The organism is Bacillus sp. SIMBA_154 (assembly GCF_046536015.1).
Classification (GTDB): Bacteria; Bacillota; Bacilli; order Bacillales; family Bacillaceae; genus Bacillus; species Bacillus pumilus_P.
The window spans coordinates 86,133-110,665 of sequence record NZ_JAWJBV010000007.1; the positions used below are offsets into that span (position 1 = coordinate 86,133).

Consider the following 24,533-nt stretch of genomic DNA (forward strand, 5'->3'; position numbering starts at 1 on the left):
CCTCATGTTATTTACGAATCAGGAAGTCTCATTTATAATCGAGTAGATTTGTTCTGTCATATATATCATTAAATGTGAGGGATTAGATGGAATTAAAGTGGTATAAAGCGATTATTGTCATTTTTACGATGTCTGGGATCTCCATCTCTACATGGTTTTCACGGACACCGGAAGTCAGAGATCTATTACAAGCGAATACAGGGACAATGGGTCTTATTTTACTTGGTTTATCTGTTGGTTCTATTGTTGGACTTGTCCTTTCCAATATATTCGTTCGTAAAAAAGGCGGACGAGTGGCCATTGTGATCAGCGCTTTTTTGATGTTCACTGGATTCACGACTCTCGCCATTGGTTCAACGCTCTCTTCTACCCTTGTGGTCACTGCCGGTCTTTTTCTTTTTGGAGCGGGCTCAGGCATGTGCAATGTGGCCATGAACTTAGAAGGGACGGAAATTGAGTACAACATCAGGAAAACCATCCTGCCTATTTTGCACGCTTCCTTCAGCATTGGCACGTTAATCGGTGCAGGTGCTGGGATTCTCTTTATCCATCTAGGGGTATCTGTGTTGATTCATCTTCTGATCATTGCCATTCTTTTCTTTCTCAGCATTTTGATTTGTACACGGTTTATTCCCCACGGGACAGGAAAGGAGCATCTTGAGAAGCAAACAAAAACAGTTGATGGTTCTCATGCAACATGGCTGAACAAACGGACGATATCTCTTGCGATGATCGCCTTATGTCTTGCATTTGTAGAAGGCTCTGCAAATGATTGGATTCCACTTGCGATGGTAGATGGCTACCAGGTTTCACATTCCATGAGTACCGTCATCTATGCTTTATTTTTATGCGGGATGATTAGTGGACGACTGATTAGCGGACGTTTAATTGATCGCTTTGGCAGGGTGTTATTGCTAAGAGTCGCTATTTTTTCAGCTGCTGCAGGACTATTGTTAGTCATTTTAAAGATTTCACTCGTAGTGTGTATGATATCCATCTTTTTATGGGGACTTGGCGCTTCTTTAGGCTTCCCACTGACCATTTCGGCAGCTGGGGATGATAGCCGCTACGCCGTCAAACGCGTCAGCATTGTGACCTTATCTGGTTACACAGCCTCCCTTTCTGGGCCACCAATTTTAGGACTGCTCGCCAATGAGGTAGGACTGCTTCATGCCTTTATATTTGTTCTATTCGCTATTTGTATTGCGGGAAACTTTACAAAAGCTGTAGCAAAACCTCATTCATTACATTCTCACTGAAAAGTGCCAGATTCTCATCATGGCACTTTTTTTAAATTTAAAAAATAAAATTGAAACCTTTCACGAAGTGAAACAGTCCTATAGATGTCCTGATGTTTACAGCATTTTAAATGAGGGAAAGTAAAAAAACAAGACTTTTCAAATAACTGAAAACGTGGTAAGATCATGAAAATAAACAGGGAGGGGTGAGAAAAATGAAAAAAAATATGCTGTTAAAATTAGCTGTCTTATTCATAGCACTGGCAAGTTTTCATTTGTTCTCAATGCCTCATTCCGTTCAGGTATACCATCATGCAAAAGTGGTTGCCGATCAAGAATCACATGAAATAAAAATCGTTCAGACAACAGGCGATGAAAAGAAACATGTGAACGCAGTATTTGCCGCATTTACAGCACTGCTGATCATTGGCAGTATGACAGCTGGATTTGCACGCATCACTTATACTGATCGATTTGACCGGAAAAAGAAGCATTTACTTGCAGTGTTCTATCAATCTTCTTATTTCCGAGCAGCTCGTGTTTAACCCAACCATTGAAATCAAAACAAAAATTGGGAGGTTTTACACGATGTTATTTTTCTTAAGATTATTCATTGTAGGTCTGTTCTCTGTCACTTCACTTTCACTTTTTGTCTACCAAGGAATAGAAGTGGTTCACGCCATTACAAGCTTGTTCGGCAACCACGAGAGCTAAATGACCCAAATTATAAAAATTACCCCCTGTCTATCTCAGGGGGTTTTCGTTTGCTTATTTATTCTCATCTGGAGTAGATTCCGGTGATAGAAGGACATGGGTCACTTCTCCCTGCTCCTCCTCATCTACAATAAATGATCCATTGCTATAACGATCATTCGCTCTTAAAGTAGAGATATCAAGCGGAATCATGGCACCCTTTTCCGTATCAATCTCAAGTGTATCGTGCAAAGATGCAGCGATCACAGCCACAATACGGTGCGGGTTTTTCTTTAATTCTCTTAGCATGAGCACTCCGCGTTTGGCTCTTGATGTCTTATCAAATTCAGAGAGGTTCATTCGCTTCACGGCACCTCTTTGTGTCGTCAAAACTAAGACATCGTTCTTCGGATCAATAATTTGTCCAGAGACCACCTCGTCCCCTTCCTTCAAGTTGATTCCTTTGACACCAGCCGCTCTTGGGCCTACAACGCTCACTTCTTCTTCATCAAACCACAATCCATAACCATTTTTCGTTGCAATAAACAATTCTTGCTGGCCTGTTGTGACGTGAACATCTATGAGTTCATCATCACCTTTTAGATTCAAGGCGACGAGCGGTTTTGAATATCGCTGCGCTTTATATTGGAGAAGCTCTGTTTTCTTCACCATACCGCCTTTTGTAAAGAACACCAGATAGGACGATTCATCAAATTCTTTAATTGGAATCGCTTTTTGAATAGATTCATCACGATCAATCGAAATAATATTCGTAATATGCTGGCCCATGTCTTTCCAGCGTATATCTGGTAACTGATGAACCGGACAATAAATGTAGCTCCCTTTATTCGTAAACAAAAGAAGAACATCCGTTGTATTCATTTCAAACTGATGAATCAGCCGGTCTGTATCCTTCATGCCAAAGTCCTTCCCGTTAGATGCGGCATAGGAGCGCTGGCTTGTCCGTTTGATGTATCCATCCTTCGTGACCGTAACGTATACATCCTCTGATGCGATCATCACTTCAAGGTTAATCTTAATTTCCTCGATCTTTTCCTCAATGACAGATCGTCTCTCATCAGCATAAGTTTTTTTGAGCTTTTTCAAACTGGTCGTAATCACTTTTAGCAGTTTTTTCTCGTTCCCTAAAATGTCTTCAAGTTCTGCTATACGCACGTCAAGCTCACTTGCTTCGTCTCTTAATTGCGTAATATCTGTATTCGTTAAACGATATAATTGGAGAGAAACAATCGCTTCTGACTGGGCTTCTGTAAAGTCATATTTCTCCATTAAGTTATTTTTCGCATCACGCTTATCATTAGACGAGCGGATTGTCGCAATCACTTCATCTAAGATGGAAAGGGCCTTAATTAAACCATCTACAATATGATGACGTTCCTTCGCTTTTCGAAGCTCATATGCTGAGCGGTTCGTTACCACTTCTTTTTGATGGGCAATATATGCATCAAGTATTGTTGTGAGCGTCATTAAGGTCGGTCTTCGATTATGTATCGCAACCATATTAAAGTTATACGGGATTTGCAAATCAGAATTTTTATATAAGAAATTCAAGACACCATTTGCATCAGCTTCTTTTTTCAGCTCTACAACAATTCGAAGTCCAGTACGGTCTGTCTCATCTCGAACCTCTGAAATACCTTCTACTTTTCTTTCAATTCGGAACTCGTCCATCTTTTTCACAAGGTTGGCTTTATTGACTTCGTAAGGGATTTCTGTGATCACGATTTGCTGGCGTCCGCCGCGAATGGTTTCAATCTCCGCTTTTCCGCGAATCATAATCTTTCCTTTTCCCGTTTCATAAGCCTTCTTAATGCCGTCCACACCTTGAATAATACCGCCTGTTGGGAAATCTGGTCCTTTAATGACTGTCATTAATTCCTCAACCGTACAGTGCGGCTGTTCGATTCGTTTAATGACCCCATCAATCACTTCTCCCAGGTGATGCGGAGGAATATCGGTCGCATAACCAGCTGAAATTCCTGTTGATCCATTTACTAGAAGGTTTGGAAACATCGCTGGTAATACAACCGGTTCTTTACTTGTATCATCAAAGTTTGCGACAAATTCGACTGTTTCCTTGTCTAAATCTTTTAAAAGCTCTGAAGCAATCGCACTAAGTCTTGCTTCTGTATAACGCATGGCAGCAGGAGGATCTCCGTCAATACTTCCGTTATTCCCATGCATCTCAATCAGCACATTTCGTACTTTCCATTCCTGACTCATTCTGACCATGGCTTCATAAACAGATGAGTCACCGTGCGGATGGTAGTTACCAATGACGTTACCAACTGTTTTGGCAGCTTTACGGAAGTTTTTATCTTGTGTGTTTCCTTCTGCGTACATCGCATATAAAATTCTTCGTTGTACAGGTTTTAGTCCATCGCGTGCATCTGGAAGCGCACGGTCTTGGATAATATATTTACTATAGCGACCAAACCGGTCTCCAATCACTTCTTCTAATGGTAAATCATGAAATCGTTCTTGTTGTGCCATGTTTAAACCTCCTCAGCTAGCGACAAGTTTTCATTTTCAAGAATGTTGCTTTCCTCATCAAGTCCAAAGGCGACATTCTTTTCAATCCATTTACGGCGCGGTTCTACTTTGTCACCCATAAGTGTCGTGACGCGGCGTTCCACTCGTGCAGCATCATCGATTTTTACTCTGACAAGTGTTCTCGACTCTGGATTCATTGTCGTTTCCCATAGCTGGTCGGCATTCATTTCACCTAAACCTTTATAGCGCTGAATCGTATACCCTTTTCCAACTTTCTTGAGTACGCCATCCATTTCTTCATCAGACCATGCATACTCAATAACTTCTTTCTTCCCTGAGCCTTTGCTGACTTTATATAGCGGAGGAAGTGCAATAAATACTTTCCCATGCTCAATCAGCGGCTTCATATAGCGATAGAAGAACGTAAGCAGAAGCACTTGGATATGCGCACCATCCGTATCCGCATCTGTCATGATCACAATTTTGTCATAATTGATGTCTTCTACATTAAAATCGACACCGACGCCACCACCGATTGCATGGATAATGGTGTTGATTTCTTCGTTTTTGAAAATATCAGCAAGCTTCGCCTTTTCAGTGTTAATGACCTTCCCTCGAAGCGGAAGCACCGCTTGGAACTTTCGGTCACGTCCTTGCTTTGCTGATCCACCCGCTGAGTCGCCCTCTACTAGGTACAGTTCGTTTCTTGCCGGGTTTCTAGATTGAGCAGGTGTTAATTTCCCGCTTAACGTCGCTTCGGACTTTTTACGTTTCTTGCCGCTCCTTGCTTCTTCTCTTGCTTTTCTAGCAGCTTCTCTTGCCTGCTGTGCTTTAATGGCCTTTTTCACAAGAAGAGTCGCCGTTTCCCGGTTTTCTTCAAGAAAATAAGCAAGTTTTTCAGAAATAACAGTGTCAACAGATGACCGTGCCTCACTTGTCCCAAGCTTTCCTTTTGTTTGTCCTTCAAATTGAAGCAGCTCTTCAGGAATTCTGACAGAAATAATGGCAGACAGTCCTTCTCGAATATCAGTGCCTTCTAAATTTTTGTCTTTTTCTTTTAAAAGAGTTACTTTGCGTGCATATTCATTAAAGGCTCTCGTCATTGCTGTTTTTGCACCAGACTCATGCGTACCGCCATCTTTTGTTCTTACGTTATTGACAAAGGAAAGGATATTTTCTGAGTAGCCATCATTGAATTGAAAAGCAAAATCTACTTCAATGGACTGATGCTCCCCTTCAAACGAGACGACTTCACTAAGTACATCTTTTTCCTCATTTAAATAAGCTACGAATGCTTCGATGCCCGTCTCATAATAAAAGGTTTCTTGTACATCGTGCCGTTCATCGATCAGCTCTATTTTTAACCCTTTTAATAAAAAGGCTGATTCTCTTAAACGTTCTGATAATGTATCGAAATTATAGGTGGTGACACTGAACATTGTTGGGTCTGGCTTAAAATGAATCAGTGTTCCTGTCTTTTTCGTTTTCCCGATTTTTTCAAGTGATGTTACTGGCTTGCCGCCGTGTTCAAATCGCTGGTGATAAATAAAGCCATCTCGTTCAATTGTTACAGTGAGCCATTCTGACAGTGCGTTTACAACAGATGCCCCAACCCCGTGAAGTCCACCACTTGTTTTATATCCGCCTTGACCAAATTTTCCGCCTGCGTGCAGGACAGTTAAAATGATCTCAGGTGTCGGTTTTCCAAGCTTATGCATACCAGTAGGCATTCCTCGTCCTTTATCTTGGACGGAAATGCTGTTATCTTTATGTATTTTGACAATGATATGATCTCCATGGCCAGCGAGCACTTCATCGACAGAGTTATCTACAATCTCATAGACAAGGTGATGAAGACCGCGTGAATCCGTAGATCCAATATACATACCTGGACGTTTACGGACCGCTTCAAGCCCCTCTAGCACCTGAATAGAATCATCGTTATAATCTACTTGCTGCTTTTTAACCAAATGCTTAATCCCCTTTCACTAACAAACATAACCGGCTAATCATCAAATGATCTCTCTAGATTTTAATGATGATCATGCTGCTCATTACTGTCCACTTTAATAAGCTGCATCATCACCATGCATGTGTGATTCAGCTATACATGCTCTTTTGCATGACTATGAGAATGGCCCATATTCTGCAATCAGAACTAGAAGTCCATTATAAACAAGACTGTTTCATAAGCCAAATGCAATCATATGATGGTTTTAGCAAAACAGAACGTGTGTTCCGTCTTTATCTTATCGCTCTTTTTCTCGATATGCAAGGTCATCGATATGTCCCTGTCGCCTTATTTTATCGTTTTCTTCTAGAATCGCAAATATATTTCTGTAACAAAAAAGTAAAAATCCTTGGTTTTTCAAGGATTTTTGACGATTTAATGAGTTTTTGTCATAGCATGAGCCACTTTAATGCATAAATCCATGATGGCCACTTTCCCTTTTTGCTCAATCAATCTTTTCGCTTCTTCGTGATATACGCCTTGCTGTGCCCAAAAAACAGGTGCGTCCATTTCAAGAAATTCTTTTGCCAGCTCAGGTAAAAATTCTGAACGTCTAAAGACATTGACAATATCAACAGGCTCTTGAATGTCTTTTAAAGACGCGACCGCTTTTACGCCAAGTGCTTCATCAATCGTTGGATTCACCGGAATGATGTCATAACCGGCATCCTGCATCGCTTTTGAGACCATATAAGACGTTCGGTGCGGCTGATCTGATAAACCAACAACAGCAATTCGTTTGCTGCTCTTTAATATACGACCGATTTCTTGTTTAGTAGGATGATTCATCCAGACACTCCTTTTCTTCTATTTTAGCGAATTTCTTCTGAAAAACAAAGCTCAATTCATTCTCCTTCTCTTTTTTCAAAAAAAGATCGCCATGTTTTTCATAAGATCATGTTAAAATGTAAGACAAGAGGGAGAATATAAAGGAGTTATGCAGATGTTAATTGCTTTGATGTTTATTTTGGCTTATCTACTTGGCAGTATTCCATCCGGTCTCATTGTCGGGAAAGCTGCAAAGGGAATCGATATCCGTGAACATGGCAGCGGGAACCTAGGTGCGACGAATGCATTTCGTACGCTTGGGGTAAAAGCAGGGTCTATCGTTATTACAGCTGATATTTTAAAGGGGACTCTCGCTTCAGCTTTACCGTTTTTCATGCAGCTGGACATTCATCCCTTACTAGCAGGAGTTGCTGCTGTTATCGGTCACAGCTTTCCTGTCTTTGCAAAATTTAAGGGGGGAAAAGCAGTCGCTACGTCAGGCGGCGTGTTGCTATTTTATGCCCCGTTCTTATTTATCACAATGATCGCTGCTTTTTTCTTATTTTTATACATTAGTAAATATGTGTCTTTATCATCAATGCTGACTGGAATCTATACATTCATTTACAGCATATTCACCCAAGACCTATTCTTAATTATTGTTGTAGCCGTTCTTGCTGGCTTTGTGATCTACAGACACATCGCCAACCTCAAACGAATTCTCAACAAAACTGAACCGAAAATCAAATGGCTCTAGCCGTTTATTAAGTTTAAATATGTGGTAAAAGTACAGAAAAGCTGTTTTTGCATTCTGCATGTAAAAAAACAGCATGACTTCAAAAAGGGGCGATCACATTGAAATTAACGATGAAAGATGATGCACTCAATTGGTACAAGGATGAACTGAATTTAGAAAAAGGTGATCATGTTCGCTTTTTTGTGAGATATGGCGGGTGCAGTAATGTACAAAAAGGCTTTTCTCTCGGCGTCGCAAAAGATGAACCTCAAAATGCCGGCGCAACCGCTGAATTAGAAGGTATTACTTTCTTTATTGAGGAAAGTGATATTTGGTATTTTGACAACCATGATCTGCATATTGATTATAACGAGTCCGTGAAAGAACCAGAGTTTCATTATGAATAACAAAAAAGATACCTCATCCCTCGGGTATCTTTTTTGTTTTATACATCAATATATAGTCCATACTCCTGAATGTTTCCTAAAGACCGCTCCTTTTGCAAGATCCTTTCTTGCGATTCACCGATCAGGTCAAAATGAGGAAAGCCTTCTCGAACATGAATCCATTCTTTTTTTAATCCATGTGTTTCTCCCCAAGCCATTAATTGCTTCATATCCTGACAGGCTGCCTTTGTGACGGTATTGGCATTTGGAAAACGGTCATCAAGCCAATAGTGTGTCAAAAAGGCGACTTTCCCTTGCCGAACAGCTGATTTCCATGCGTTCAAATCGCTTCTTTTAATACCAAATGCCATAGATTAACCCTGCTTTTTCGACTGTTCGTATACTTTGTGCCAGGCAGGAAAGGCTTTTCTAAACTGAATAGGTCTAAAGGTGTCTTTGTCTACACAAATATGTGAGGTTGTCCCCGTAATAGCTGTTTGTCCATCAGGCTTTTGAATTTCATAGCCATACACCGTTTTGACACCATTGTATTCTTCAATCCACGTATGGATGATTGCGGTTTCGCCGTACAGTAATGGTTTTTTATATCGAACCTGAAGATCTACAACAGGTGCAAGGACACCGTCTGCTTCTAGCTGCGCATAGGAAAATCCCAGTTCTTTAATCAACGCTGTTCTGCCGACTTCCATCCAAATTAAGTAATTGGCATGATAAACGATGCCCATTTGATCTGTTTCTGCATAACGGACTTCTATTTCTTTTTTGGATACATACACGTTTTCATCGCTCTCCTATCGAAACCTAAGGTCTCTGCCATTTTACCACATTCCAAAAGGTTCTTCTAAAAAGAGGCAATAAAATAAACCAGGAATCCCTGGTTTATTCGGTATAGCCATTCTTTCTTGCTGCTTCTTCGTCCTTTATCTCAGAACGCATGGCGTCAATACTCGTTCTGCGATTTTCATTTTTTTGCTTGATCATCTGCTGTTCTTCCTCTGTCGAAAGAGCCATCGCTGCTTCAGATTCATCAATATTTTCTAGCGTGTTCTCGATCATATCTTGGAGCTTTTCAACATTATCAGAACGATCATCTGGATTGGATTGATATGACTTGCCATTCATCATGCTTCCCTCCTATTATTCGCCCTTCGTCTGTATCACATCAGGCTGTTCATTTGATTTATTATGCATCTTTTTACCTTTATTGCGTTTGTACGCCACAGGTTTTGTCCCTAAATGGTCTGGTGTAAACTGTGCTTGTTTATCATGCTCTCTACCCATCATTCATCCCTCCCTCTTCTTTAGGATGAACGAAAACGGATAAAACATAACTTATTTCTGTCTAAAGCGCTCTTCCAACTTTTCTTCTAGCTGGTTTAAAAATTCCTCATTACTTAATAATTCTTTCTTATTTTCAAGCACAAGCTCTTCAAATGTACGGCGTTTTCTTCTTCTCATTCCGCTCACCTCCAGTGTATGTGTATTACATTTTCGCCAAAAAATTTAGAAAATAAGCAAAAGAGCTGAATCATTATAGATCCAGCTCTGTTTCAATTTCTTTTTTTGTCAGCATTTGATGCTTCACAGACATGATGCGTCCTTTTTCATCTAATATGTATGTAGTTGGATATGAAAGCACCTGATACCTCGCTTGAATGCCTTTTTGGTCCAATAAAACAGGAAGGGTCAGCTTTAATTCATCTCTGAATGCTGCGACATGATCCACACTCTTTTCAGTGGTCGTCAAATTCACTGCTAGTACTTCGACTTGATCATTCTCGCTTCTGATCGCATCTAGATCCGGCATTTCCGTTCTGCATGGTTTACACCATGTCGCCCAAAAATTGACGAGCACCTTTTTCCCGCGATAATCAGATAACGATGCGGTTTTGCCATCAAGTGTTTTGAGCTCAAAATCAGGGGCCTGATCCCCTATTTCAAGACCGATGGCCGGCTCTTTTGGCCCAAATAAATTCCACGCAAGTAAACCAATCAACACAAGTAAAACAGCGCTTGCCATTACTTTTTTCCACATGATTGATCCTCCACTATTTTAAAAAAGAAGAGAAAGCTTTCGAGCGCCTTCTCTTCTTCGTTTTATTAGTTGCTTGCCAATTTTTCACGCAGTACCATTTGAAGAATACCGCCATGACGATAGTAGTCAATTTCGACTTCACTGTCAAAGCGAACAAGCACTTCAAATGTTTTCTCATTGCCATCTGCATCGATTGCTTTTACAGTGACAAGATCACGCGGACGAACTGTTTCGTCAACATCTACTTCAAATGTTTCGGTTCCTGTTAGTCCATGAGTCTCTGCACTTTCTCCGTCTTTAAACTGTAAAGGAAGTACGCCCATGAAGACAAGGTTACTTCTGTGGATACGCTCAAAGCTTTCAGCTAGAACAAATTTAATCCCAAGAAGGTTTGTTCCTTTTGCAGCCCAGTCACGTGAAGAACCCATTCCGTAGTCTTTACCTGCTAAGATCGCAAGACCTGTTCCATCTTCTTTATAACGCATGCATGCATCATAAATGGATGTCACTTCACCAGTTGGCCAATACGTTGTATATCCGCCTTCTGTTCCCGGTGCAATCTGGTTCTTAATACGGATGTTTGCAAAAGTACCTCTCATCATAACATGGTGGTTCCCACGGCGAGATCCATATGAGTTGAAGTCTCTAGGCGACACGCCTCTTTCTTGCAAGTATTTACCTGCAGGTGTGTCCTTCCCAATTGCTCCAGCTGGAGAAATATGGTCAGTTGTGACAGAGTCACCGAATTTTGCAACAACGCGAAGTCCTTTAAGTGGCTCAACTTTGCCAGGTTCAACTGAAAGGTTTTCGAAAAATGGTGGGTTGTCAATATAAGTTGAATTCTCATCCCATTTGTATAGTGCATCATCGGTTGTTTTGATTTCATTCCAGCGATCGTTGTTATCAAAGACAGTTTCATACTCTGAACGGAATAATTCAGGTGTTACTGTGCTCTTAACAACACTGTTGATTTCGTCCATCGTTGGCCAAATGTCATTGAAATAGACGTTTTTGCCATCCTTATCGACACCGATCGGATCCTTTGTTAGGTCGATATCTACAGTACCCGCAAGTGCATATGCCACAACTAGTGGTGGTGATGCAAGGTAGTTTCCTTTGACAAGCGGATGGATACGTCCTTCAAAGTTACGGTTACCTGATAAAACTGAAGTGATCAGCAGATCATTTTCAGAGACAGCTTCCTCAATTTCTTTCTCAAGCGGTCCAGAGTTTCCGATACATGTTGTACAGCCATATCCAACAATGTTAAATCCAAGGTCTCTTAGGTATGGAAGAAGTCCTGAGTTCACAAGGTATCCTGTTACAACCTTTGAACCTGGCGCTAGTGACGTTTTCACATAGTTTGGTACCTTCATACCAAGCTCACTTGCTTTCTTCGCAACAAGACCTGCCCCGATCAAGACGTATGGGTTAGATGTATTCGTACAGCTCGTAATCGCTGCAATCGCAATCGCACCTGTCTTCATGACAGCTTTTTCACCGTTTGAAAGATCAAATTCGATTTGTTTATCCAGCTCTGATTTTTCTAAGCCGAATCCTTGGTTTCCTGCTGGGCTTTCAATATGTTTATGGAACGTCTCTTTCATTTCAGAAAGTGGAATCAAATCTTGTGGACGTTTTGGACCAGATAAGTTTGACTCAATTTTAGAAAGATCAATTTCCACGACATCAGTAAATACTGGTTCCTCAGCATCTGGCGTATAGAATAAACCATTTGCGCGAGAATATTCTTCAACGATATTAATTTGCTCTTCATCACGGCCAGTGAGACGTAGGTAAGCCAGAGCTTCCTCATCTACTGGGAAGAATCCGCAAGTAGCACCGTATTCAGGCGCCATGTTCGCAATCGTTGCACGATCAGCTAATGGCAGCTGTGCAACGCCTGGTCCGAAGAATTCAACAAACTTGTTCACAACGCCTTTTTCACGTAGTACTTGCGTGACTTTTAATGCCAAGTCAGTTGCAGTTGTTCCGTTTGGAAGCTCCCCAACTAATTTAGCGCCAATGACTTCTGGTACTGGGAAGTAAGAAGGTTGACCAAGCATACCAGCTTCCGCTTCAATACCGCCAACTCCCCATCCAAGAACACCAATTCCGTTAATCATTGTTGTATGAGAGTCAGTACCAACTAGTGTATCTGGGTAAGTGATGATCTCGTCATCTTCTTCAATCGCATGAACAACACTTGCAAGATACTCTAAGTTCACTTGGTGAACAATTCCTGTTGCAGGCGGAACAGCTTGATAGTTGTTAAACGCTTTCTTTGCCCAGCTAAGGAAGTTATAACGCTCTGCGTTACGTTCGAATTCTAAATCCATGTTAATGTTTAATGCGTCTTCAGTTCCAGCTTTGTCAACTTGTACCGAGTGGTCAATGACAAGGTCAACTGGAATTTCAGGGTTGATTTTATCCGGGTCTCCTCCGACATCTGCCATTGCTTTTCTTAAAGAAGCAAGGTCAACGACGGCTGGTACACCCGTGAAGTCTTGTAAAATAACACGAGATGGTTTAAATGGAACATCAATCTCTTTTACCTCGGCAGTTCCCCATTTTGCCAAGTTTTCAACGTGTTCCTTTTTGATCACTCTACCGTCTACTTGGCGAAGCACTGATTCTAACAGTACCTTAATGGAATAAGGCAGCTTAGAAACATTTCCGATTCCTTGTTTTTCTAGTGCTTCTAACGAATAATAGTGATACGTTTTCCCATTTGTCGAAAACGTTTTTCTAGATTGAAAAGCGTCTTGTTTAGCGACTTGCTGCTGTTTCGACATGTCCAAAATCCCCCTTTTGATGATCAAGATCAATTTCAATTCTCAGAAAAATCGTCGTATTTCACCACAATTTTCTCACAATTTCATCTTAAAACAAATTCATACATAAGTAAATAACAATGCTTTTATTAAATTCAATAAGTTTATCTTATCATTAGGAAATGATTACTCTTCATAAACCGAGTGGCGCGAGTTCATACTAATATTGAGGTGATAGAACATGACAAAACGCAAAGCAAATCATGTGATTAACGGCATGAACGCAGCCAAAAGCCAAGGAAAAGGTGCAGGCTATATTGAAAATGATCAGCTCGTTTTAACAGAAGAACAAAGACAAAACAATAAAAAACGCAAAAAGAACCAATAAGAAAGGAGCAAGAATCATGACGAATAAAAACACAGGGAAAGACATCCGTCAAAACTCTCCTAAGGAGCATCATGGCAGGCAGCCTGAGCCATTATCAGGCAGTAAAAAAGTGAAAAGCCGCAACCATTCAAGACAAAAGCACAATTCACATCATGATATGTAAACATTCCCTTCTCATCCCGTGACCAAACGGGATGTTTTAGGTCTTTCACACATTTCAGTTTTCAACATATGATTTATTATGAGATGTGATGGAGGAGTGTTTATGGAGAATGAAAAGCAAGTGAATTCCTCTGATTTTCTTGAAATAGATGATTGGCTCAATGTGTTAATGGATGATCCTTTTGCCTGGTATGATGAACACCTCCCAATTGATCTGTATGAAACAAGCCGTGATTATATTATTGAGATCGATATCTCTACCTTGTCGATCACTGATGTAAAGCTGACCTTCGCTGGATATGAGCTCACTCTAGCTTTCACGGCACAAAAGCCAAATGATGAAAGCGAACAGCAAATTGAAAAAAGTGTCATGCTCCCTTTTTATTTGAATAACAAAGACATTGACACAGAATACGAAAACCGAATCATATCGATAAAAATTAAAAAATATTCTCATCATCAAGACGGGGCATTTTCCTTTCAAATGCCGCATTTCAAACATTAAGAGCCCACCTTCATTTTGGTGGGCTCTCTTCCGTTCGTTTCAAGTCAATCCCTTTTGCGAACCACCATGGCCAAATAGTAGAGTCGCTATACGATAATATATGCTTTTTCTACTAAATGGTTTGGGTCCTTCTAGTAAATGGACGTCTATCAATGAAAAAGGGGCGCTTATAGAGAAAAGATACAGACATTTTTGTTATTTTCTTCTATCATCTCTTCATGTAAAATAAGATAGAGACATAAGGGGTATAAGGAGTGAGAACATGTTAAGCGGCTGGTTTTTGTGGTTCATTTTATTTTGGGGGACAGTGATGATCGGATTACTAGCAATCGGTGGCTTTTTTATGTTTCGCAAATTTTTAAAACGATTGCCGAAGGAAGACGGGAAATCAGAACTTGATTGGCAGGATGAATATATTCAAAAGAGCTTGCACCTATGGCGGGATGAGGACAAACAGCTTTTAAATGAGCTCGTATTACCAGTTCCAGAGCTGTTTCGAGATGTCGCCAAAGAAAAAATCGCGGGCAAAATTGGCGAACTGGCATTAAAAGAACAGGCTGCCAGCATTAATTTAGACTTAATTATTCGCGGCTATATAATCGCTACGCCAAAGCGAGACCATAAGTTTTTACTTAAGCGCCTGCAAGAAAAAAACATCGATCACACGCCATACGAATCGCTATTAAAATAACCTCCTTTTTATAAAGGAGGTTTCAGATTGTTGACAAAGGGCTAAAATGATCTTTATTTTAGCCCTTAGTCTTATTTTCAGCGTGATAGAAAACCTTTGAATTCTAGGAAGGACGAGCACTGGAGCGGATTTGACATTCGTGAGCACCAGCGCGCAGGACTGACAACGAATGCGAGGGTTTGTCTACACGCTGTAACCTCCTTTTTATAAAGGAGGTTTAATTCATTTGAGCCTGCTGGGGATCTAATTGTTTAGACAGCTTTCTAAACGATAAATACATAGCGACCCGCCAAGGCACAATCATGCCAAAGGCAAGGATCCAAAACATCCCGCTTAACGCACCATAATCAATGGAAGAACTCAGGATGGTCTTCATGCCAATACGAATAATAAGAAGACCAATGAGAATGAACACAAATGCTTTTGATCGCTTTAGATAAATTTCATTCCCTCTAATTTCAAATTTTGATGTTTTAATTAAAAATATGGAGAAAAACATCCCCACTGTGATCGCCTCAAGAAATTCAGCTCCAGTTACTTGAAACATAGGGACCAAAAACATCAGAGCACCAGTGCTCATGAATATAGGAGGTAAAATAATTTTTTTCGCGGTTGCAGGTTTTGCAGATGATTTAATGCGAATAAACATGACGGCTACCGCCATACATACCGCAATTATAGAAGAGATTATGATCATCATATCAAATCATTCCTTTATTCTTTAAGGTCAGTCTATGTATAATATACTCCAATTGACGAAAAAAAACCATTCGCCGCGACTGTAGAAAACGATTTCAAAAGCCTGTAAATCCACCAAACAATGATGAGAACATAATGATAATCCATGTTAGAAGATCAAAGAACAGTAAAATCCCTACCACAATCATAATGATCCCGCCAATTCTCATGATGAGCTGCTGACGCTTTCTGATCCACGCCATTTTCGTGATGAAAAAGGACAGAACAAAAAACGGAATGGCAAAGCCTAATACATACGCAATCATATAGGTCACAGCGGACTCCGGTTTATTGCTGGCAAGTGTGATGACAGCTGATAAAATCGGGCCGGTACAGGGTGTCCATCCAGCGGCAAAACCCATTCCAATGAGAATCGATCCAAAAAAACCAGCCGGACGATTTTTGAACTGCATTCTCTTTTCCCCCATCAGAAAAGAGGGCTGAAATACACCAAGAATCATAAAGCCAAAGAAAATAATGAGAATGGCCCCAATTTGACGAATCGCTTGATGATATTCAATAAAGAACGAACCAACGAACGATGTCCCAAAGCCAATCGCAATAAAAATGATAGAGAACCCAATTAAAAAGAATAATGTATGAAGCAGACTTCTTCTTCTCAGCATCACTTTCTCAGATTTCACTTCATCAATACTAACACCCGTGATATACGATAAAAAGGCTGGGTAAAGCGGAAGACAGCACGGTGAGATAAAAGAAAGAAACCCTGCTCCAAAAGCTAAAAAATAATTCAGATCTGACAAAAGAACACCCCCCTTCTTATAATATACAACAAGAGATGACAAAATCATTTCATTTTTTTTACATCATCTCAATAAAGATGGTCTATTCTCTTAAAACCTTATATAATTTAATTTGACATCGAGATAACGAATCCTTTAAATTTGAAAATAAACCTTAATATGGATATAATAGAATCGATTCTTTTTATCAAGATTTGCATGAAAGGAACATGACTTTGGTAAAAACATCATTATTAACTCAAATCGAAGAAAAAAGAGAAGAGCTGATGAAAGTTGTCTTGCATAATGGGATGACATCAACAGTGACCATCGAACATAGCCAGCAGCTAGATCATCTCCTCTTACAATATCAACGACACCTACACTCAAACTCAGCCAACTAATCATATCTCATGATATAAACCATGCCGCACGATTTTAGAAAAGTTGATATGTGTGACAATAAACGAAACAAAAACCTCTGATCACAGGGGTTTTTTGTTTTTGGTCTTTTAGATGATGCATGACGCCATAATAAAAACCACCTTCCCTGCTTCATTCATGCAAGTACAGTGGTTTTAAGCGTCTGATGAAGGTGACTTCATAAAGAAAGGACATAGCTTGTCCATTCTTTATGCCCATGTTCCATCTATGATCATAATATCGTACGTATTATTTCGCTTGGTTGTTCATGGCTTTCATCATTTGATTGATTTTCTTTTGGGACGGTTTCATGCCCATTTGCATCATCATCATTCGAAGCATTTGTTCATTAATTGGTGGATTCTTTTTCAAGTAGCTCATCATATACTTACGAGCAATAAAGAATCCGAGTGCAACTCCTGCAAGCAGTGCAACAACGCCTACAAGGATGACAACCCATAAATCCATAATTCTTCCTCCTTCATGTTGTCTCGTATAAAGTGTACTAAACAAAAGGCTATTATACAACATTTCACGTTCAATTTTATTTTTTTAAACAAAATTCCTCACTTTTACCGGATTGAGCCACCCGTGCTTCTTTGATCCAAAGTCCATGGCAAGGAAGCAAGGACTGATTTTTCTCAGCACTTCAAAAAACACCGCTTCTGCCTCATAACTACCTGTGGCAGACATTTGAATATAACGATCTTTGATGATGAATGCAGCTGTTCCTTTTCCATCTGGTAAGGAGGCGCTGTAAATCGAGCCTATTTGTGTATAGTGAATGTTCGTTAAGTTGTTCATTAATCGCTGGTGCATATGAAAAGCAGGGATTCGTTTCGTCACGTAATCCACTTGTTTCACAAGCATAACCAATTCATCTTCCGTGCGGTTCGTCCAGTGTAACGACTCAAACAAATGAAACAAAATCGATTCTCTACCAAAATAATGATGCGCAAATTCATCCTCAATCCAATAAATATAATAATGGCGTTCCATGTCTATCCCTTCCTTTCACATTTCGTCAATCTCGTATATTGCTTGTATTATACAAAAATGTGAAAGAAAGAATTGTCTATATATGAAGCAAGAAGAAACTAGTTTTGTCAAAAAAACAAGAAAAAAGAAAAAAGTTTGCAGAGCGGATGGAAATGCTCTGCAAACAGGTAGCAAAAAAGCATGATGCTTGGAAATCGATTATTTATTAAGCTTCGCTTTCACACGGCTGACCACGTTGCTTACAGTAAATCCGTATTTCTCAATAATGGTTTCACCTGGAGCAGAAGCGCCAAATTTATCAATCGCAATCACGTCGCCATCAAGACCAGTGTAACGCTCCCAGCCAAATGAAGCACCCATTTCAATCGCAATACGTGCTCTCACTGCTTTAGGTAGGACTGACTCTTTGTATTCGTCTGACTGCTGATCGAAGCGATCCCATGCAGGAAGACTCACAACAGAAGCACGGATGCCTTCTTTTTCAAGTGCCTTTTGCGCTTCAATCGCTAAGCCTACTTCAGATCCTGAAGCGAGTAAAAGTGCTTCTTGCTGAGCATCAGCAGCTTCAACGACAACGTATCCACCTTTTTCTACTCCCTCATATGCCTTCTCTGGTGCTTGGTCAATCGTTGGAAGGTTTTGACGAGTGAGTACTAGTGCTGTTGGTTTATCCGTTGAAGATACAGCCAGTTTCCACGCTGCAGCTGTTTCGTTTCCATCTGCTGGACGAATGACAGAAAGGTTAGGCATCGCGCGTAATGAAGCAAGTTGTTCAACCGGCTCATGCGTTGGCCCATCTTCACCGACGGCAATACTATCATGCGTAAAGACATACGTGACTGGCAGTCCCATTAATGCAGCAAGACGAATAGCTGGTCTTAAGTAATCTGAGAAAACAAAGAACGTTCCGCCGAATACACGGAGACCGCCGTGAAGTGCCATACCGTTTAACGCGGCACCCATTGCAAATTCTCTGACACCAAACCAAATATTTTTGCCGGCGTAATTATTTTTACCAAAGTCGTCAGTGTTTTTAATTGTTGTTTTATTTGATCCAGCAAGGTCAGCAGAACCACCAATAAAGAAAGGTACTTGCTTCGCAATGCCATTTAATACTTCGCCAGAAGAAGCGCGAGAGGCAAGACTTGAGCCTGATTCATAAACAGGAACCTCTTGATCCCAATTCTCAGGAAGCTTTCCTTCAATCGCAAGCTTCAGCTGAGCTGCTAGCTCTGGATATTCTTTTTCATATTGCTCAAATAGCTCATTCCACGCTGCTTCTTTTTTCTGACCAGCGTCTTTTACAGCTTCTTTGAAATGATCGTACACTTCAGAAGGTACATGGAAATCTTCTTCAAACGTCCAAGAATAAGCTTCCTTCGTCAGCTTTGCTTCGTCGCTGCCAAGCGGTGCACCATGCACACCAGACGTTCCCGCACGGTTTGGAGATCCGAAACCGATCGTTGTTTTCACTTCAATGAGAGTAGGTTTGTCCGTACTTTGTTTGGCTTTTTCAATAGCAGCAGTCACTTCTTCGATGTTGTTGCCGTCTTTTACGTAAAGAACTTCCCAGTTCATCGCTTCAAAACGATTCTTCACATTTTCAGAGAATGAACGATCTAGGTCGCCATCTAAAGAAATATCATTTGAATCATAAAGAACAATTAAACGGCCTAAGCCTAAATGACCAGCAAGTGAAGCAGCTTCAGAGGAAATTCCCTCCATTAAGTCTCCGTCTCCGCAAATGCTGTATGTATAGTGGTCCACAACGTTAAAGTTGTCTTTGTTATACGTTTCCGCAAGATGTCTTTCTGCAAGTGCCATTCCAACTGCCATGGCAATCCCTTGTCCTAAAGGACCTGTTGTGGCATCTACGCCTTCTGTGTGTCCAAATTCAGGATGTCCAGGTGTTTTGCTTCCCCATTGGCGGAATTGTTTTAGATCTTGGATGCTAAGGTTGTATCCGCTTAAATGAAGCATGCTATATAAAAGCATAGAGCCATGTCCCGCAGATAAAACAAAACGGTCTCTGTTAAACCAATTTGGGTTTTGCGGACTTACGTTTAAGTGATTCGTCCATAAAGCGTATGCCATTGGTGCAGCACCCATTGGCATTCCAGGGTGACCGGAATTCGCTTTTTCAATTGCGTCTATGGAGAGAGTACGTATTGTTGCAATAGATTTCAATTCAATCGTTTCCATATAAATTTAAATCCCCTTCCGTATCTTGTGTACACCATTATCATAAATCTACTGTCCTTTTTTCACAACTATTTCACGCTGAAAAAGAAGGATTTTGTCACATTTAGTTTATCGATCACCTAAAAACTTATGCAAATAAGAAAAAAGATGAGAATATTCTTCCCATCTTTTCAAAATTCAAGAAATCCTGATCTTAATGAAGGTTCTGATCTCTTTCTCTTTTTAATTTTTCTGGTGTGACATCGTTTCCTTCAGGATCGACGATTTTCACGGTTTTAAGTGTATTTTTCATAGAAGAACGAAAAGCTTTTAAATATTCTTCTCTTAAATGCTTTTGTTCTGTTTTTTCAGCGTCCGACAAACCGGTCTCTTTCGACTTTTTTGAAAGCTCATTTATTCTTGCAAGCTGCTTTTTAGAAATCATGACAAACTCCTTTAAAACATTTTCTCTAAATACTACTAAATATCATTCATTTTTACAACAATTCACACTTTACGTGGTAAGAGCTTTTTCATATTCTTGATACCTTCTATGCACCGTCGCCTTTGAAATGTCAAAGCCTAGTCCCTGAAGTGTTGCTGCGATTTCGGCGAACGTCATGTTGTTTTTTCTTAATCGAACAATTTCTGAAATCGGTACTTCAATTCGCTCACGGCCAGGCGCCTGCTCACGGTGTTTTAAATTGAGTTCAGGCTGATACCCGCGCTCAACAGCCCTCTTCATTCCCCGCTTAATTTTCAGGTTATGAATTTTTCGTTGATACTCTTCCACGATTCCTACAATCTCAATGACCATCTCATCTGCTTCTGAAAGCTCAAGCTCTCCTCTATGAAAAACACTATACACCTTTACTTTCTCTTTAAAAAGACAATGAAGAAGCGCAATTTTTGCTTGTCCTCTTCCAAGGCGCGTCTCATCCTGAATGAGAACAGCATCTATTGACTCTTCTTTCAGCGTAGCAAGCATATCAAAAACACCATTACGATCTAGATCGTATCCACTCGCTTTTTCTTTAATGACTTTGACCACATTCATCTTGTGCAAAGCAGCTAAAGCTAGCAATTCTTCTTCTTGTCTTTTCAGCGAGGTTTCCTGCTCTTCTTTGACAGTACTGACTCTCGCATAAATGATTGCGTTCATCTCTTCAATCGACCTTTCTACTGTACTGTTGCAAGTTGATATACGACTGGATGCTCTTTTTTGACTGGTATCACAAGGATGTCTCCAGGCTGGATTTCAGTTGAAGCAAGATCATTGTGTTCGGTTACCCAGTCAATAAACGCATTTTTGTCGATTGATTTACTGTCGTTTACTTGATCAGCTAACCCCCAAAGAGTATCACCTGATTGAACCTCTATTTTAACATATTGATTTGGATCATTATGGCTAGTGACTGCGATAAGTGAGAGAAATATGCCAACGATGAATGAGAATACCCCAATAAAAATAATAGATTCTTTTAACCTCATAATGTCATCTCCCCTAACAGAATATGCGTTCGCTCTTTCTGTCATTCATTATAAATACGAACAAACGTTTCTGTCAAACGTTTTTTTCGAACCTATGTTTGTACTGTTAGGAAAAACATGCTATAATTTCTTTAAAATTGACGTTTTGAGGTGCAAAAGATGACGAAGCTATCAAAAAGACAACTCGATATCCTGACATTCATCAAAGAAGAAGTAAAAAGCAAGGGCTATCCCCCATCCGTTCGTGAAATTGGAGAAGCTGTCGGTCTAGCATCCAGCTCAACTGTCCATGGACATTTAGCTAGACTAGAAACAAAGGGTTTAATTAGAAGAGACCCGACAAAACCTAGAGCGATCGAAGTACTAGATGAAGAGGAAATGAATATTCCAAAGAGTGCTGTAATGAATGTACCAGTCATCGGAAAAGTAACAGCCGGCTTGCCTATCACGGCTGTTGAGAATGTAGAAGAATACTTCCCTCTTCCAGAGACTTTTGCAGCGCCAGATGAACAAGTATTTATGCTTGAAATTATGGGAGAAAGTATGATTGATGCGGGTATTTTGGACAAGGACTATGTCATTGTCCGTCAGCAAAGCACTGCCAACAATGGAGATATTGTGGTCGCGATGACAGAGGAAGATGAAGCCACAGTGAAACGTTTTTATAAGGAAGATACACACTTTAGATTACAGCCAGAGAACCCATCAATGGAACCGATTATTTTACAGAATGTGAGTATACTAGGTAAAGTGATTGGCGTATTTCGAAATATTCATTAAAACAAGCCGGTATTTCATCAGTTGCTGATGAGAACCGGCTTTTTCTTTTATGAACAAGAATAAGCAAGAATACTCGAACTTGGGAACGAACCAAATGTAAAGTTCGGCCATATAAAGCCTGTTGTACGGCCAAAAGGCTGTGAGGAAAGCACATACATTAAAAATACTTGACCGTTTCTAAGGAACACAATCGTCCATCTTCTATTACATCCCGCTGCAAACTGAACAGTTTGCTGGCCTCCACTTACACTTTGCCCTGAAATAAGTGACTGCATACTTTGAGGCTGAGAGACTGCTTGCTGATACTGTGAGATGATATGCTGCGGCGGAGCTGGCGGGGCTGATTGTCCGCCTGAACCTTGCCCTGGCCCAGTACCTCCCCCTCCGATTGGAAACCCAGGAAATCCTCCAACTTGAGGAACAGGAAGCGATGGCCATCCTTGTACCTGCCTATCATATAAGTACCCATTCCACATACCTTCATACGGATGATACATATTAAACACCACTTTCTTAGACATTCATCACGACAGTATATGTCATAAATGAAAAAGGGTGTTGAACGTCCAAATAGAAATTTTTCCAAAAGACGTTTTGTTCTTCTGTAGAACGGTTAAATAGTAGTGAAGAAGAAAAAATAAAAAAATGAAAACTTTTTGTCTCGCTCAAACGTTATATAGGTAGAAAGAAAAGAAATAAAAAACTTTTAGATTTAACACTTGTAATATCAATGTAATTATTGTAACATTTGTAACATAAGAAGTTTTCATTTAAAAAAGGAGGCAATCGCCTTGAAAAAATTATTTGTTTTATTAACTGCTATTATGCTTATGATCTCATTACAATCAACAACACTAGCCGCTTCCAAAAAACCAGCCGCTTTAACAAATAAAGAAGCGTTACATATTGCCCTTGATGCACGAGAACACTTTTGGAGTGCGATGTCAGGCTACAAAATTAATGAACATTCAGATTACAAATTAAAATCATTTAGTTATAAAGACATGACATACAACTATCTTTCTAAAACATTTGATACAAAGAAAAAACTAAACAGCTACCTATCTCAAGTTTTCACAAAAGATGCGATCACTCATGGTTTAAAAGACTATCAGTTTATTGTTCATAATAGGAAAATGGCTGTTCCAGTCGGTGACGGAGACAACATGCTCAATTGGGAGAAAGCAACACCTAAACTTGTCTCTAAGAAAAATACAATCCGCACATATGAATTCACAGTCCCAACACTTGATGGACGTGAAGTAAAACGAACTGTCACTTATGAGAAAGTACAAAAGGATTGGAAAGTAACAAAAATTGACGCTGTGATCTAAATAAAAACCAGGCCCGTTACTAGGCCTGGTTTTTATTTAGGAGAAAATTCAGTCATGTGATCTAGCGCGTGGGCAAGTGATGATGCCGTGCGAAATTCATGAAAAGGAAGCCCGAGCTGCACAGCTGTTTGAGCGATTTCTGGTCTGATCCCTGAAATGGTCGTCTCCACCCCAATTAACCGAAGTGACGTGACAAGATCAAACATTTGATGAGCCACCATTGTATCAATAATGACGACACCCGATAAATCAATGCACAAATGCTGAACACCTTTTTGCGAGCACTGTTTTAATGTATTTTCTAATATAATCTTTGCTCTCGCCGTGTCAATGTCACCTACTAAAGGCAATAATGCAATATGGCTTTTTAAGACGATGACGGGAGAGCTCAGCTCATAAATCATATCTCTTTGAGCAACGAGCTGTTTGGTTGTGTTTTTCACATATTGCTGGATGAACACATGGATTGAAATGTTAAACGCCTCTGATATTAAATCATACCAATAAAATATGCGATCGATATCAATATCACCTTGCCGCTGTTTAATAAACTCTTTTAAGTAATGAAGGACCACTCTTTGATTAGACATATATTCTCTGACGACATAATCTAATGGTGTGTTTAAATGTTTCGGATCACTTGCTAAGTCTTCCGACCACTTTTTAAACTCAGTATGTAAATACGTCTCGTCTTCAATAAGAGCACGTATAAAATGCTGATAATAATCTTGATTTTGCCGTTTAAGCTCTGCTATGATGCTCGAATCTGTTGAACGATAAATAGATTCTGGATCATCATCCTCAATTGATTCATACCATGTTTTAGTTAATTTCTCTGCATGTTGCATGAAAAAATCGTATAATGCACGGTTCTTGTCCATAAGCATATGTCCCTTCACATTTTCTTCTTGTCATTATAGAT

32 protein-coding genes are annotated in these 24,533 nt (G+C 40.0%); 12 read left to right on the forward strand and 20 right to left on the reverse strand.

Annotated features, from left to right (window positions below):
- Positions 1–86: 86 nt before the first annotated feature.
- The 3 genes from R0K30_RS11875 to R0K30_RS11885 all read left to right on the forward strand — a co-directional run bounded on the left by R0K30_RS11875 (position 87) and on the right by R0K30_RS11885 (position 1,952).
- Positions 87–1,259 (forward strand): MFS transporter, encoded by a 1,173-nt coding sequence (locus tag R0K30_RS11875; protein WP_410610847.1) that lies wholly within the window; start codon positions 87–89, stop codon positions 1,257–1,259.
- Positions 1,260–1,453: 194 nt separating this feature from the next.
- Positions 1,454–1,783 carry a hypothetical protein gene (locus tag R0K30_RS11880; RefSeq protein WP_230030212.1) on the forward strand — a complete coding sequence of 110 codons (330 nt, stop codon included), beginning with the start codon at positions 1,454–1,456 and terminating at the stop codon, positions 1,781–1,783.
- A 43-nt stretch (positions 1,784–1,826) separates the two neighbouring features.
- On the forward strand, positions 1,827–1,952 hold the full coding sequence (locus R0K30_RS11885; protein ID WP_256499615.1) for a hypothetical protein: 126 nt from the start codon (positions 1,827–1,829) through the stop codon (positions 1,950–1,952).
- A 54-nt stretch (positions 1,953–2,006) separates the two neighbouring features.
- Here the strand turns inward: R0K30_RS11885 and parC are convergent, their stop codons facing one another.
- The 3 genes from parC to R0K30_RS11900 all read right to left on the reverse strand — a co-directional run bounded on the left by parC (position 2,007) and on the right by R0K30_RS11900 (position 7,245).
- On the reverse strand, positions 2,007–4,445 hold the full coding sequence (gene parC / locus R0K30_RS11890; RefSeq protein ID WP_099728358.1) for a DNA topoisomerase IV subunit A: 2,439 nt from the start codon (positions 4,443–4,445) through the stop codon (positions 2,007–2,009).
- 2 nt (positions 4,446–4,447) lie between these two features.
- Positions 4,448–6,415 (reverse strand): DNA topoisomerase IV subunit B, encoded by a 1,968-nt coding sequence (gene parE, locus R0K30_RS11895; RefSeq protein ID WP_099728357.1) that lies wholly within the window; start codon positions 6,413–6,415, stop codon positions 4,448–4,450.
- 416 nt (positions 6,416–6,831) lie between these two features.
- Positions 6,832–7,245, reverse strand: coding sequence for a CoA-binding protein (locus tag R0K30_RS11900; RefSeq protein ID WP_327925224.1), 414 nt, complete (start codon positions 7,243–7,245; stop codon positions 6,832–6,834).
- A gap of 154 nt (positions 7,246–7,399) precedes the next feature.
- Here R0K30_RS11900 and plsY point away from each other — a divergent pair, with 154 nt between their 5' ends.
- Both plsY and R0K30_RS11910 read left to right on the forward strand, forming a co-directional pair.
- Positions 7,400–7,981, forward strand: coding sequence for a glycerol-3-phosphate 1-O-acyltransferase PlsY (plsY, locus tag R0K30_RS11905; RefSeq protein WP_099728355.1), 582 nt, complete (start codon positions 7,400–7,402; stop codon positions 7,979–7,981).
- A gap of 110 nt (positions 7,982–8,091) precedes the next feature.
- Entirely contained in the window at positions 8,092–8,367 is a 276-nt protein-coding gene (locus R0K30_RS11910) for a HesB/YadR/YfhF family protein (RefSeq protein WP_410610945.1), read from the forward strand.
- Positions 8,368–8,405: 38 nt separating this feature from the next.
- On the opposite strand, the gene R0K30_RS11915 is transcribed toward R0K30_RS11910, so the two are convergent.
- The 7 genes from R0K30_RS11915 to acnA form a co-directional block, all read right to left on the reverse strand.
- Positions 8,406–8,717 (reverse strand): hypothetical protein, encoded by a 312-nt coding sequence (locus R0K30_RS11915; protein WP_099728353.1) that lies wholly within the window; start codon positions 8,715–8,717, stop codon positions 8,406–8,408.
- Positions 8,718–8,720: 3 nt separating this feature from the next.
- Entirely contained in the window at positions 8,721–9,143 is a 423-nt protein-coding gene (locus tag R0K30_RS11920; RefSeq protein WP_099728352.1) for an acyl-CoA thioesterase, read from the reverse strand.
- Between the two features lie 103 nt (positions 9,144–9,246).
- The gene (tlp, locus tag R0K30_RS11925) at positions 9,247–9,489 is read right to left on the reverse strand and encodes a small acid-soluble spore protein Tlp (protein WP_099728351.1); all 243 of its coding nucleotides are present in this window, start codon (positions 9,487–9,489) and stop codon (positions 9,247–9,249) included.
- Positions 9,490–9,504: 15 nt separating this feature from the next.
- Positions 9,505–9,648 (reverse strand): acid-soluble spore protein N, encoded by a 144-nt coding sequence (locus R0K30_RS11930; RefSeq protein WP_008357830.1) that lies wholly within the window; start codon positions 9,646–9,648, stop codon positions 9,505–9,507.
- A 51-nt stretch (positions 9,649–9,699) separates the two neighbouring features.
- Positions 9,700–9,825 carry an FbpB family small basic protein gene (locus R0K30_RS11935; protein ID WP_003211002.1) on the reverse strand — a complete coding sequence of 42 codons (126 nt, stop codon included), beginning with the start codon at positions 9,823–9,825 and terminating at the stop codon, positions 9,700–9,702.
- A 73-nt stretch (positions 9,826–9,898) separates the two neighbouring features.
- A complete protein-coding gene (locus R0K30_RS11940) occupies positions 9,899–10,402 on the reverse strand; it encodes a TlpA family protein disulfide reductase (RefSeq protein WP_099728350.1) in 504 nt (167 codons plus the stop codon).
- Positions 10,403–10,467: 65 nt separating this feature from the next.
- Positions 10,468–13,197 carry an aconitate hydratase AcnA gene (gene acnA, locus R0K30_RS11945; protein WP_099728349.1) on the reverse strand — a complete coding sequence of 910 codons (2,730 nt, stop codon included), beginning with the start codon at positions 13,195–13,197 and terminating at the stop codon, positions 10,468–10,470.
- A gap of 220 nt (positions 13,198–13,417) precedes the next feature.
- Here acnA and sspO point away from each other — a divergent pair, with 220 nt between their 5' ends.
- The 4 genes from sspO to R0K30_RS11965 all read left to right on the forward strand — a co-directional run bounded on the left by sspO (position 13,418) and on the right by R0K30_RS11965 (position 14,922).
- Entirely contained in the window at positions 13,418–13,564 is a 147-nt protein-coding gene (sspO, locus tag R0K30_RS11950; protein WP_099680711.1) for a small acid-soluble spore protein SspO, read from the forward strand.
- Between the two features lie 16 nt (positions 13,565–13,580).
- Positions 13,581–13,727 carry a small acid-soluble spore protein P gene (locus R0K30_RS11955; protein ID WP_410610855.1) on the forward strand — a complete coding sequence of 49 codons (147 nt, stop codon included), beginning with the start codon at positions 13,581–13,583 and terminating at the stop codon, positions 13,725–13,727.
- Between the two features lie 102 nt (positions 13,728–13,829).
- Positions 13,830–14,231, forward strand: a complete 402-nt coding sequence (locus R0K30_RS11960) for an Hsp20/alpha crystallin family protein (RefSeq protein WP_256499611.1) — start codon at positions 13,830–13,832, stop codon at positions 14,229–14,231.
- A gap of 262 nt (positions 14,232–14,493) precedes the next feature.
- Positions 14,494–14,922, forward strand: coding sequence for a DUF2621 domain-containing protein (locus R0K30_RS11965; protein WP_034323742.1), 429 nt, complete (start codon positions 14,494–14,496; stop codon positions 14,920–14,922).
- A gap of 217 nt (positions 14,923–15,139) precedes the next feature.
- Here R0K30_RS11965 and R0K30_RS11970 read toward each other — a convergent pair whose 3' ends face one another.
- Both R0K30_RS11970 and R0K30_RS11975 read right to left on the reverse strand, forming a co-directional pair.
- Complete coding sequence (locus R0K30_RS11970) at positions 15,140–15,622, reverse strand: CcdC family protein (RefSeq protein ID WP_230030207.1); 483 nt, start codon at positions 15,620–15,622, stop codon at positions 15,140–15,142.
- A gap of 94 nt (positions 15,623–15,716) precedes the next feature.
- A complete protein-coding gene (locus R0K30_RS11975; protein ID WP_034323747.1) occupies positions 15,717–16,424 on the reverse strand; it encodes a cytochrome c biogenesis CcdA family protein in 708 nt (235 codons plus the stop codon).
- A gap of 209 nt (positions 16,425–16,633) precedes the next feature.
- Here R0K30_RS11975 and R0K30_RS11980 point away from each other — a divergent pair, with 209 nt between their 5' ends.
- Complete coding sequence (locus R0K30_RS11980; RefSeq protein WP_369810454.1) at positions 16,634–16,807, forward strand: aspartyl-phosphate phosphatase Spo0E family protein; 174 nt, start codon at positions 16,634–16,636, stop codon at positions 16,805–16,807.
- Positions 16,808–17,075: 268 nt separating this feature from the next.
- On the opposite strand, the gene R0K30_RS11985 is transcribed toward R0K30_RS11980, so the two are convergent.
- From R0K30_RS11985 to yneA, 6 genes are all read right to left on the reverse strand, one after another.
- Positions 17,076–17,294, reverse strand: coding sequence for a YneF family protein (locus R0K30_RS11985; RefSeq protein ID WP_003212379.1), 219 nt, complete (start codon positions 17,292–17,294; stop codon positions 17,076–17,078).
- An 84-nt stretch (positions 17,295–17,378) separates the two neighbouring features.
- Positions 17,379–17,825 carry a sporulation inhibitor of replication protein SirA gene (sirA, locus tag R0K30_RS11990; protein WP_012010100.1) on the reverse strand — a complete coding sequence of 149 codons (447 nt, stop codon included), beginning with the start codon at positions 17,823–17,825 and terminating at the stop codon, positions 17,379–17,381.
- A 198-nt stretch (positions 17,826–18,023) separates the two neighbouring features.
- Complete coding sequence (gene tkt, locus R0K30_RS11995; protein WP_410610858.1) at positions 18,024–20,027, reverse strand: transketolase; 2,004 nt, start codon at positions 20,025–20,027, stop codon at positions 18,024–18,026.
- Between the two features lie 193 nt (positions 20,028–20,220).
- Positions 20,221–20,451 (reverse strand): DUF896 domain-containing protein, encoded by a 231-nt coding sequence (locus R0K30_RS12000; RefSeq protein ID WP_099725716.1) that lies wholly within the window; start codon positions 20,449–20,451, stop codon positions 20,221–20,223.
- Positions 20,452–20,520: 69 nt separating this feature from the next.
- Positions 20,521–21,168: a YneB family resolvase-like protein gene (locus tag R0K30_RS12005; RefSeq protein WP_099725717.1), complete on the reverse strand. Its 648-nt coding sequence runs from the start codon at positions 21,166–21,168 to the stop codon at positions 20,521–20,523.
- Positions 21,169–21,185: 17 nt separating this feature from the next.
- Positions 21,186–21,497, reverse strand: coding sequence for a cell division suppressor protein YneA (gene yneA / locus R0K30_RS12010; protein ID WP_034660770.1), 312 nt, complete (start codon positions 21,495–21,497; stop codon positions 21,186–21,188).
- Positions 21,498–21,656: 159 nt separating this feature from the next.
- Between yneA and lexA the strand changes: the two genes are divergently transcribed.
- A complete protein-coding gene (gene lexA, locus R0K30_RS12015; RefSeq protein WP_003212311.1) occupies positions 21,657–22,277 on the forward strand; it encodes a transcriptional repressor LexA in 621 nt (206 codons plus the stop codon).
- 47 nt (positions 22,278–22,324) lie between these two features.
- Here the strand turns inward: lexA and R0K30_RS12020 are convergent, their stop codons facing one another.
- Positions 22,325–22,774, reverse strand: a complete 450-nt coding sequence (locus R0K30_RS12020) for a hypothetical protein (protein WP_099725718.1) — start codon at positions 22,772–22,774, stop codon at positions 22,325–22,327.
- 294 nt (positions 22,775–23,068) lie between these two features.
- Here R0K30_RS12020 and R0K30_RS12025 point away from each other — a divergent pair, with 294 nt between their 5' ends.
- Positions 23,069–23,611 carry an IseA DL-endopeptidase inhibitor family protein gene (locus R0K30_RS12025; protein WP_410610862.1) on the forward strand — a complete coding sequence of 181 codons (543 nt, stop codon included), beginning with the start codon at positions 23,069–23,071 and terminating at the stop codon, positions 23,609–23,611.
- A 32-nt stretch (positions 23,612–23,643) separates the two neighbouring features.
- Here the strand turns inward: R0K30_RS12025 and R0K30_RS12030 are convergent, their stop codons facing one another.
- Positions 23,644–24,492, reverse strand: a complete 849-nt coding sequence (locus R0K30_RS12030; RefSeq protein ID WP_230030206.1) for an STAS domain-containing protein — start codon at positions 24,490–24,492, stop codon at positions 23,644–23,646.
- Between the last annotated feature and the right edge of the window lie 41 nt (positions 24,493–24,533).